This window comes from Acidobacteriota bacterium (assembly GCA_039683095.1).
In the GTDB taxonomy this organism is placed as follows: domain Bacteria; phylum Acidobacteriota; class Aminicenantia; order Aminicenantales; family Saccharicenantaceae; genus RBG-16-66-30.
Map to the genome: position 1 here is coordinate 54,649 of JBDKSB010000006.1, position 10,764 is coordinate 65,412.

Consider the following 10,764-nt stretch of genomic DNA (forward strand, 5'->3'; position numbering starts at 1 on the left):
CCTAGAACTCGTACAGGAAGCTCAGCCGGAACGATCGGGGCGCGACGATGCCGCCGACCTTGCCGAACTCGTACTGATAATCGATGGAGGTCGGCGTGTTGGTGTTGAACAGGTTGAAGACGTCGAGGACGACGTGGACCGCCCCGTACTTGGCGATGGGGATGGCCTTCTCCAGCCGGAAGTCCAGGATGGCCTGGGTCGGCAGGTAGAGCGGATGGTCCGATCCGACGATGTACCCGGTGCCAGCGCCGATGACGCTGTTAGCCGGGTTGCTCCACTCCGAGTGGACAGGGATGTCCACGAGCTCCCAGACCGGGCGGCCGGTGTGCAGGCGGAAGCGGGCGCCCAGATCCACCTCGACGCCCGGGACGGTGTACGACCCGGACAGCTTGAACTCGAACTTGGGGGTGAACGGCAGCGGGCCGGTCATGTTGTTGATCGTGTAGTTCAGCGAGCTCATCCAGTTGTTGTCGGTGACCATCGGGCCTTCGAAGTTCATGTCCTGGGAGTAGATGCGGTTGGCCATGCCCTTCGAATGGGAGTAGAGCAAGGAGCCCAGCATCTGCCAGCGGTGCGCGTAGCGCTTGTTGAAGACGAGCTGGTAGCCCTGGAAGTCGCGCTTGGGCTTGATCCCGTCGAATGACCTCATGTTCTCGACCCGGTAGTCGGAGTTCTGTCCGATCCAGTGGATGTCGGAGCCGTTGACCTCGCCGTCCTGGTTGTAGTCGAGCCACTTGATGCTGTAGAGCTCGACCGTGTTGCCGTCGAGGTCGGTGAACGGCACGCGGTCATAGGGCCAGTAATCGCCCGCGGCCAGGTCGAGCGCCGGGACGCCGGTCCGCAGGACCGGGATGTTGGCGAAGATATCGGCCGAATGCTTGAGGATGAAGGTGCCGCTGACCGAGAAGTCCTTGAGGATCTCCCGCTCGAGGCTGACCGTGAACTGGTCGGTGAACTGGTCCTTGAGGTTCGGGTCGGTGTTCAGCCTCCAGGAGAAGCGGTCCGACGGCGCGTAGCTGACGGTATCGTAGGGCTCCAGGCTGCCGACCACCCGGGCCGCGGCCCGGGTCTCGTTCGTGTCGATCAAGCCGTCGCCGTTGAGGTCGGCCTGGTCCCAGGGGACGCTGTAGAACTCGGTGGTGCGGGTGACGAGCGGGGCGTCCGGGCCGTAGCGGCGGAGGTACTCGACCGTGATCGGCAGATAGTAGCGGCCGTAGCTCATCCGGGCGATGGTCTTGGCGTCCTTGGTCAGCTGGTAGGTCAGGCCGAGGCGCGGCGACCAGGTCCTGAAGTCGAAGATATTCGGCGTATCGTCCCGGACCCGGAGGACCGTCGGGTGGCCGATGTCCGTGGGCGTGGTCAGGGGCGCGTATTCGAAGCCGTGGCCGTACTTCGTCGTCATCCGGTCGTAGCGCAGCCCCAGGTTGACGGTCAGCCGCTTGACCGGGTTCCACTGGTCGTCGAAGAAGAAGGCCAGCGAGTCGGACGTGGCCACGGTCAGGAACGGATTGACGGCGTCATGGTAGTTGTAGAAGATGAGGCCCGTGTCGCCGTACCAGCTCTGCATGTACCCGACGTTCTGGGTCCAGCGATAGGGATAGAGGAAGTTGCAATAGTTCTGGAAGTAGCCGTTCAGGGTGTTGCTGCGGCCCTTGGTGAACTGGGCCCCGAACTTGATGTCGTGCTCCCCGAGGAAGTTCTCGGCGTAGTGGGAGCCGTCGACCTGGATGGTCTGCCGCATCGACTTCCAGCCCTCGATGTAGGGGAAGGCGCCGTTGATGCCGTAGGTCGCCCATTTCCACCAGTTGATGTAGCCGGGGTGGTCCGGGGCGTCCGAGGGGACGTGCGGCGTGTCGTTGGTCCAGAATCCCAGGTACTTGGCCGTGATGATGGTCGTGCTGGTCGGCAGGAACTGCCACTGGCCCGAGACGGTGTCGTTCCCGGTCGCGACGCCGTAGGTCATCGAGGTGTCCCACTGGGGCTCGCTGCCCCAGCTGCCGCCGCTGTAGTCGCTGTTCTCGTGGTGGTACGAGATCCAGGCCCGGTGCTTGGTGAAAGGCTCGGCCGAGACCTTGAGGTCCCAGTACTTCGAGTTGCTGGGGACCGGGATGCTCCAGCGGGCCCGGTGGCTGACCGCGTTGTAGTAGTCGAAGCCGCCGTAGAACCAGATCTTGTCCTTGACGACCGGCCCGCCCAGGGTGGCGTTGATCTCGTAGTCGCGGTCGCCGGACACCGGCGCGCCGTAGAGATTGTTGGCCGGGGAGTCAGGTTTGGTGATCCAGAGCCAGCTCTTGCCGTAGGTCTCGGCATCGCCCGGCATGTTCGAATGCCGCCATTTGACCGGCTCGAAATAGACGCCGGCGTTGCCGTGGAAGCTGTTGCTCCCGGACTTCGTCAGGACGTCAATGGCCGCGCCCGAGAAGCTGCCGTACTCGGCCTTGGATCCGAGGGCGACGACGCGGACCTCCTCGACGGCGTTGTAGTTGACCTTGACCAGGGAGCCGAAGGACGAGCCGCGGGGGTTGGTGGCGTTGACGCCGTTGACCAGGAAGACGTTCTCGTTCGACGAGCCGCTATAGGCCGTCGGGCTCGGGAGCCAGCCGGCGTTGCTGCCGTGGTCGAACATGCCCGGCGTCGTCAGCGACAGGTCGTAGAACGCGTCACGGCTGGTCGGCAGCCGGCTGATCATCTGGTTCTCGAGCTTGGAGTCGATGGCCGAGCTCTTGGTGTCGATGATCGGGCTGGCCGCCAGGACCGTGATCTGCTCCTCGATCGAGCCCGGCTCCATATTCAGGTTGACCTCCATGGCGCCGCCGGCCGAGATGCCGACCTTGTCCTGCACGGTGGTCTTGAAGCCCGGCAGGCTGGCCGCGATCTTGTAAACCCCGACCGGCAGGTTGAGGAAGACATAGGTGCCCTTGGCGGAGGTGACCGTCGCCCGCTTGCCCGAGATCAAGGCCGGACTGGTGATCTCGACGGAAACGCCCGGAAGCGGCTCTCCCGAGGCCTCCGTGATCGTGCCCGTGAGCTTGCCGTCCAGGATGGACTGGGCCCGGGCCGCGGGGACGGCGACGAAAGCCAGGCAAACCGCAGCGGTGATCATGCCCACTAGGAGTTTTTTCGCCATTACTTTCTTCTCCTGTCTCTCTTGTTCCCACTGATTCCATGCCCCCGCGGGCGCCGGCCCGGCGGGAACGGCCTCTCCGCCATTATGATAGCCACGCCACCCCTTTCTCACCTCCCCCCGCGGCAAGATGGACGTTTAGAAATAAAACAAGACAGGAACCAAGGTCATGAGCGGGAAAAACACATCGCTCCGCATGGCTTCAGGATTCTGCCGTTTGGCTCGCCTCTCCCTCTGTCCGGATTCTATACATTTGGCCCCGGAGTTGTCAAGGCGCTACTTCTTGATCTGGGACTTCAGCGATTCGATGAGGTCCCCTAGGAACTTGACGCGCTCCGGATCCGTCACGCCCGCCCTGGCCTTTTCGAGGTACTCGACGGCCTTGAGGAAGTCGGACTTGTTGACATAGCAGCGTCCGGCCATCTCAAGATAGGCAGGATCGTCCGGCTTCAGGGCCAGGGCCTTCTCGAAGCTGGCCAGGGCCTCGTCGACCCGGTTCAGCCCGAACAGGACGAGGCCGGAGTTATAGAGCAGGTCGGCGTTGGAAGGGTCCAGGGCGGCGGCCTTGCCGTATTGGGCCAGGGCCTGCTCGGGCTTGTTCTGGCGCTGGTAGCAGGCGCCCAGCTGGAAGAAAGCGGCGGCGAACGTCGGGCTGAGCTCGGTGACCTTGATGAAGTCGGCCGCGGCCTCTTCGATCATGTTCTTGCGGAGCAAGGCGATCCCCGAGAGATAGAGGGCGTTGGGATCCTGCGGGTTCTTGTCGAGCACGGCCTTGAGCGAGGCCAGCGCGCCGTCGTAATCGCCCTGCCGGATCTTCTCGGAACCTTCCTTCACCCCGGACTCGGCCTCCTTGAGACGGGCTACCTCCCGGACGAGCGCCTCCGTGGCCATGACGACAGGCGGGATCTCGACCTTCTCCATCTGGGCCTGGGGCGTCAGGAGCTTCCACTCGTCCTCCTTGTCCGCGTAGCCTTCCTTCTTGAAGACGACCTTGTAGTCGCCGCGGGGCAGGCCGACGAACTTGAAGCCGCCCTTCTTGTCGGTCTTGGTCGAGAAGCTGCGGCTGGAAACCGTGTCGCGGATGGTGACCTCGACGCCGGCGACGGCGTGCTTCTGGGGGTCGATGACCGTGCCGGCGACGTGGTACTCCCGGTACTGGGCGGCCAGGGGCGCGGCCAGGAAAACGCCAGAGGCGATGACCGCCGCCGCTAAGCCGTTAAGGCCGATTCGGGATCTCATGGCTCACTCCTTTGTGACCTTGAAGGAATTCGCTCTCGCGAGCGCCTGGTTCATGCGGGCCGCGTCGCCGCGCCGGTCGTAGATGTCGGCCATCAGGAAATACCCCAGGGCCTTGAGCTCCGGCGTCCCGGCCAGCGACAGCCCCTTCTCCACCTCGGCCTGGACCTCGTTGAGGGAGGCGCCGGCGTCGAGCAGGCCCCGGCCGAGCATCAGCCGGCCCTCGGCCAGCTTGGGGGCCAGGGCCACGACCTGCCGCATCTCGGCCAGCGAACCGGCCTTGTCGCCCAGCCGGAAAAGGACCCGGCCGAGGTTGAAGCGGGCCTTGTAGTTCTGCGGGAAGGCCGCGATCTCGGCCGCGTAGGAGGCCCGGGCCTCGTCTAGCCGGCCCTGCTCCTCGCAGAGCAGGCCCAGGTTGAAGTTGGCCAGGGGGAACTTGGGGGACTCGGCCAGGATGGCCTGGAGCTCCGTTTCCGCCTGGCCGTACTGTTTCGCCCCGACCCGGCACGCGGCCAGGGTCAGGCGCGTCCGGGTGATCTTCGGCTGGGTCTCGACGGCCTTCTCCAGGTACGGCAGGGCCCCGGCATAATCCCGCCGCTCGAGGTAGACCTCGCCGATCAGGGTGCAGGCCTGGGTGTTCTTCTCGTCGACCGAGAGGATCCGCTTGCCGAGGGCCAGGACGTCGTCCTGCCGGCCCTCGTCGAGCAGGATGTTGGCCAGGCTGGTCAGGCCGGGGACGCTTTCCGGATCGTTTTTCAGCAGGATGTCCAGCTCGGCCTTGGCCTCGGCCGGGCGCCCGAGCTCGACGTAGCAGGTCGAGAGGAGCAGCAGGGCCTGGGGGATGGACGGCTCCTCGCGGAGAGCGGATTCGAGGGAGGCCGCGGCTTCGGCGTACTTGTTCTCGAGGATCAGCTCGCCGGCCCGGGTGACGGCCATGAAAACGGGCAGCTTGTCCTTGGGATCGGCCAGCGGGCCGCCGCCGCCCGATGCCCTTCTGGGCGCGACGGGAGCGCCGACGTAGCCGAGGGCGGACAGCCGCTCCATGGTCTCCTTGTCGAGATCGGCCGCCTGCGGCGCGGGCGCGTCCCGGCCCGTCTCGGCCATGAGCCGGTCGAGCTGGCCCTTCATCCGCCGGGCGGTGTCCGGGGCCCGGTCGAAGAGGTTGACCTGCTCCCCGGCGTCCGCGGCGAGATCGTAGAGCTCGGGGCGCGGGGCGTCGATGTACTTGTACCGCGGCGTCCTCAGGGCATGGAGGGAGCTCCAGCCGAACTGGATGTTCGAGGCCATCGCCTCGCCGTAGGCGGGGACCTCGTCCTTGCGGGCCGGGTCGAACATCAGCCCGACGAGCGACCGGCCCTGGACCTTGACCGGAGACTGGGCTCCAACGAGGCCGAGGATGGTCGGGAAGACGTCGGCCGTGCTGACCCCGGCGGGCACCCGCTTGCCCCGGAGCGCAACGAACGGCGTCTCCACCAGGAACGGCACGTGCATGGAATAGTCGTAGACGAAGTAGCCGTGCGTGCTCTCGCCGTGGCTGCCGAGGGACTCGCCGTGATCGCCGACCAGGACGACGACCGTCGACTTGTCCAGGCCGCCCCGGGACAGCCACTCGGTCAGGCGGCCGATCTGGGAGTCCATGAAGGCGATCTCGCCGTCGTAGGCCCCGTACGGGCCGCGGCGGCCGTACTCGGAGGCGTAGGGCTCGGGCGGGGCGTAGGGCACGTGCGGGTCGTAGAGATGGACCCAGGCGAAAAAGGGCTTGCCCCTGGCGGTCTCGAGCCAGGCCAGAGCGGCGTCCATGACCTCGTTGCCGGGCCTCTGGACCTCGCCCAGGTCGAGATGCTTGTACTTCTTGAGGTCGAACTGGTCGTCGTAGTGGGCGAAGCCCTGCTTCAGGCCCCAGCGGCCGTCGAGGACGAAGGCGCCGATGAAGGCCCCGGTCTCGTAGCCCCGGCCCGCCAGGACCTCGGCCAGCGTCGTCTGGTCCTCGCCGAGCGCGGTGTTGCCGTTGACCCGGACGCCGTGATAGGTCGGCAGCATCCCGGTCATGATGGTCGTGTGGGCCGGCAGGGTCAGCGGCGCGGCCGTGGCCGCCTGCTCGAAGAGGACGCCGCGGCCGGCGATGGCGTCCAGGTTAGGCGTGGAGACCCCGGCATAGCCGTAGCAGGCCAGGTGGTCGGCCCGGGTCGTGTCGAGGGTCACCAGGATGACGTTGGGCTTGACGACGCCCGCCGCCGACCAAAGGCGGGCCAGGCGCGCCGCCGGATCGCGGGGCCGCAGGACCAGGACCAGCCCGGCGGCCGCAGCGACGAGGACCGGCACAAGGATCCAGGCCCGGCGTCGCCGCCCGGAAGGCCGCGCCGGCCCGCTAGTAGTTCTGTCCCGTCGTTCCGGCATTTTTTCGGATCGCCTCGTAGAGCGCCCAGACGGCGCCCGGCCTCATGTACTTCATGGCCCGGAACGCCTTATCGCCGTACTTGGCGTTCGGGTCGTTCCAGACGGTTTCGTTCGGGTCGACGTAAGCCTCCGGCGTCTTGAAGAAGTAGCCCTGGCCGAAGGGGCTGTAGACGACGTGGTAGAGCCCGTAGGCCGTGTGCATCCCCTCGTCGACAAGGCCGTTCAGGACCAGGTTCGCGGCAAAGGCGTAGGACGTCCCGACCCAGACCTCGTCGCCCTGCTGGCTCCGCAGCTGGCGGCCGTCGGCCCGGCGGCCGTTGACGGCGCCCATGACCCCGCCGCCGAAGCCGAGCACGTTCTTCTCGTAGATCGTGCGCAGGGCCCGCTGGACGTCGGCGGGCGGGACGAGGGGGTCCCGGCCGTCGGCCTCGAGGCCGAGCATGCCGGCGTACCAGACGCCGAAGAGCTGGTCGGTCATGATGTCGTCCGTCGTCGCGTCGATGTGGAAGCAGCCGGCCCGGCCGTCCCAGAGCTTGCGCAGGGAGGAGCGGCCCGACTCGATCCACTCCTTATATTTTACTAGGATGCTCGGGATATCCAAATCCCCGGCCCGGTAGAGGCCCCGGCCGGCCAGCGTCTCGCCCATGCGCACGGCCGCCTTCAGGCCGGCCAGCCAGAGCAGGCCGACGTAGGCGCTCTCCCCTTTCATCCGCCAGGTGTCGTAGGTCTGGTCGGGGATGCCCTCGTTCAGGGGGACGTGGCTGATGCGGTCGCCGAAGCGGGCTTCGAGGGTGTCGAGGGCGGTGACCGAGGCCTGGAACATGCGCATCAGGAAGCCGATGTCCCGCCCGCCGGCGGCCAGGAAGTCGCGGTAGGCCCGCAGCGGCAGCTTCGGGTTGATGTCCTTCCAGACGTTGGCGTTCTGCCAGTCGAAGGCGTTCAGGATGACCCAGGGGCGCTGCCGCGGCGAGCCTAGATCGTGCGGCGCCATGCCGGGCGTCTTGACCGTGCTCCAGTAATAGCCGAGCTTGTCCGGCGGCACGTCGCGTGGATAGGTGACGGCGTACTGATAGGCCCGGAAGCTGGCGTCCTCGAGCGGCAGGGTGCCCGCGAGCCAGCTCAGGTGGGCCGTCTCGAGCTCGGGCCAAAGGCGCAGGACGTGCCAGCAGTAGGAATCGACGTCGGTCGTCCCGTACATGAGATAGTCGACGCTCTCGAGGTAGGTGTGGAGGTTGGTCGAGGCGTCCCAGATGCTCGTCTCGGTCAGGACGTAGAGCTCGTTGAGCAGGGCCTGCCGGAACCAGTCGGGCAGGCGGGGATTGGTCAGGCAGGGCTTCTGCCAGGCGTCGACGGCCTGCTCCCACTCCCCCGCCCGGGCCAGGGCCTCGGCGGCGATGCGGAAGGCGTTCGTGCCCTCGGCCCCGAAGACGGCCGTGTATTTCTTTTTGTGCCTGGCCCCCTCCCCGAACTCGTAATAGGGCAGGTCCCAGGCGACGGCGAACGGGATCTCGAGGCGCTCGCCGGGCTTGATCGTGAAGGTGACAGCCACGGCGGCCCCCGTCCCCTGCCCCGGCCCGGCCGGGGTCGAGGGACGGGACGCGTCGAGCTTTCCTCCGGCGGCGAAACCCGTCCAGATGTCGGCCCCGTCGCCGCGCGGGTCGAAGGCCGCCTGGACCGTCACCTGGGCCTTGCCCGGAAGGGCGCTCGCGGCAATGGCCATGGACCCGGACATGGCGTTCCCCGCCCGGACGTCCTGCCCCTTCTTGCGGAAGAGGACGCCCTTGGCCCGGCCGTCCTCGGCGACCTCGTTGTAGTTGCCGTCGCTGCGGCGGTCCCAGACGAACGAGGCCTGGGGCGCCTGCCCGGCCTCCGGCCGGGCCTCGACGGCCTCCCAGCCGACCATGTTCTCCCAGGTCAGCAGGATCGTGACGTCGGCCGGGGCCTTGGTCGGATTCTGGGCGATCCACTTGTAGACGGCGACGGGGAAGCTCGTCTCCTTGTAGTTGCCGGCGATGACCGGCGAGAACTGGACGACGGCCAGCTTCACCGGCAGGTCGGGGTTCTCCTCGTACGAGAAGCCGGACTTGGGATAAAGGGCGAAATAATCGCCCTGGCCGACGGGATAGTTCCAGGCCCAGGCCCGGAGGCCGGACCCGGCCGGCGGCGCGGTCGTCGACAGGGTCCGGGCGACCGTCCGGCCGCCGGACCTGATGAAGACGTGGAACTGGTCCGCCCAGACGGTGTCCTCGACCATCCAGCCGAGCTTGAGGAACCAGGTCGAGAAGTTGCCGTTCATGAGCCGCTCGAAGCCGCCGGCGCCGATGCCGCCCACGGGGCAGGCGCTGCCCTCGGCCCGGGCCTCGATGTTCCCCGGGGCGATGGTGCGGCCGAAGCGCTCGAGCGTCGTCCCGATCGGACGGTCGAAGGCCGCCTGGGGGAACCCGGCCAGGTTCGCCGCCGAGTAGTTGAGGGCCGCGAGCGCGGCCCGGACCAGCTCCCTGGCCGGCTTCGCCGCGGCGCCGGACCGGGCCGAGTCGATGAGCCGGTCGAGGCGGCCGTCGATCTCCCGGCCGGCCTCGTCGGTGATCCCCTTCTCGGCCAGAAGCTGGGGATATTTAGCGATCAGCTCTTTCCTGGCGGCGGACGCCGCGGCGTCCTGGGCGGCCGCGGGCAAGGCCGCGGCGGCCGCGAGAACGATGATCGCGGCGATCGCTCGCCGGAGGGCTGCGGTCTCGGGATGACGCATCATGATGGTATCGCTTCCTTGTTTTTCGGGCCGGACCGCCGGCGGACCAGGATCGTCAGGAGAATGATCATCGCGCAGTCGACGGCCGGGATGACCAGGCCGTGCCGCAGGCTCGAGGCCTCGGCGATCTTGCCCGCCAGCCAGGGGGCCAGCATGCCGCCGGCCAGGCCTACGGCGATGACGACGCTGAAGGCGGTGCCGGTGAGCTCGGCGAACGTTCCCCCGACCAGGGCCAGCGTCGTCGGGTAGATGGCGGCGAAGCCGAAGCCGATGAGCACGGCGCCGGCCGCGGCCGCCGGGCCCGACGGGGCCAGGATCATGAGCAGGGCCGCGGCCAGGGCCAGGACGGCGCTCCCGAGGATGAGCGTCTCGGCGCGGACGGCGCGGACCAGGCGGCTGGAGACGAGGCGGCCGATCATGATGGCCGCCCAGTAGCCGGCCAGCACGAGGGCGGCCGGGCCGGCCCCGACCCCGAAGGTCTTCTGAAGGTAGGTCGAGATCCAGCCGCCGACCGTGAACTCGTTGGCCGACTGGAAGAAGAGGATGAAGGCCGTCAGCCAGAGGAGCGGGCTGCGGACGATGGCCGCCGCCGACTTGAGCGGGAAGCCTTGGGGCTGCTTGGCCCGGGGGAACCGGAGCGCGACGTAGATGACGAACGGCACGAGGCTCAGGAAGCAGGCCAGGGCCAGGATGGGGCCGACGCCGAGGGCCTCCCGCATCGTGCCGATGAGGAAGGGCACGAACAGGGCGCCGAAGCCGAAGAAGATGCCCAGGACGTTGAGAGCCGAGGTCCGCTTCTCGCCTTCGTGGAGGCCGGAGGTCAGGGCGTTGGTCCCGCCGTTCAGTCCGCCGCCGCCGAGGCCCAGGACGACAGCCGCGCCGAGCACGAGGCCGTAGCCGGAGGCCCGCGACAGGGCCAGGAAGGCCAGTGCGACCAGCAGGGCCGAGACGGCCAGCACGGCCTTGAAGCCGAAGCGGTCGACCAGCGGCCCGAAGAAGAGGGTCGTGACCAGCATGGCGAAGTTCATGGTCAGGAAGAGGTTGCCGGCCGCCCCCGCCCCGAAGCCGATGCGCTCGAAGAGGGAGGGCAGGATGGCCCCCAGGATGGCCATGACGAGCCCGAAGGCGAACATGCCGGCCCAGGCCGAGGCCTGAAGCCGGGCGGTGGAGGCGGCGGGCCGGCCGGCGGCGCCCATTGTCACTTGGCCTTGCCGCGCTTGGCCGCCGCCGGCTTCTCGCCCTTGAACGGCCGGGCGTAATA

General features: G+C 67.8%; 5 protein-coding genes. All 5 read right to left on the reverse strand.

What is annotated here, in order from left to right; all coding sequences use genetic code 11:
- Position 1: 1 nt before the first annotated feature.
- Positions 2-3,127, reverse strand: coding sequence for a TonB-dependent receptor (locus ABFD52_05275; GenBank protein ID MEN6560168.1), 3,126 nt, complete (start codon positions 3,125-3,127; stop codon positions 2-4).
- Positions 3,128-3,400: 273 nt separating this feature from the next.
- Entirely contained in the window at positions 3,401-4,363 is a 963-nt protein-coding gene (locus tag ABFD52_05280) for a tetratricopeptide repeat protein (protein ID MEN6560169.1), read from the reverse strand.
- A gap of 3 nt (positions 4,364-4,366) precedes the next feature.
- Positions 4,367-6,682: a sulfatase-like hydrolase/transferase gene (locus ABFD52_05285; protein ID MEN6560170.1), complete on the reverse strand. Its 2,316-nt coding sequence runs from the start codon at positions 6,680-6,682 to the stop codon at positions 4,367-4,369.
- A 46-nt stretch (positions 6,683-6,728) separates the two neighbouring features.
- Complete coding sequence (locus ABFD52_05290) at positions 6,729-9,506, reverse strand: GH116 family glycosyl-hydrolase (protein ID MEN6560171.1); 2,778 nt, start codon at positions 9,504-9,506, stop codon at positions 6,729-6,731.
- Positions 9,503-10,764 (reverse strand): MFS transporter (locus ABFD52_05295; protein MEN6560172.1); only part of this gene is annotated, 1,262 nt, incomplete at its 5' end. The genes ABFD52_05290 and ABFD52_05295, both read right to left, overlap by 4 nt.

Coding starts and splice junctions, on each gene's coding strand:
- ABFD52_05275 (MEN6560168.1), bottom strand. CDS start 3,127: ATGGCGAAAAAACTCCTAGTGGGCATGATCACCGCTGCGGTTTGCCTG.
- ABFD52_05280 (MEN6560169.1), bottom strand. CDS start 4,363: ATGAGATCCCGAATCGGCCTTAACGGCTTAGCGGCGGCGGTCATCGCC.
- ABFD52_05290 (MEN6560171.1), bottom strand. CDS start 9,506: ATGATGCGTCATCCCGAGACCGCAGCCCTCCGGCGAGCGATCGCCGCG.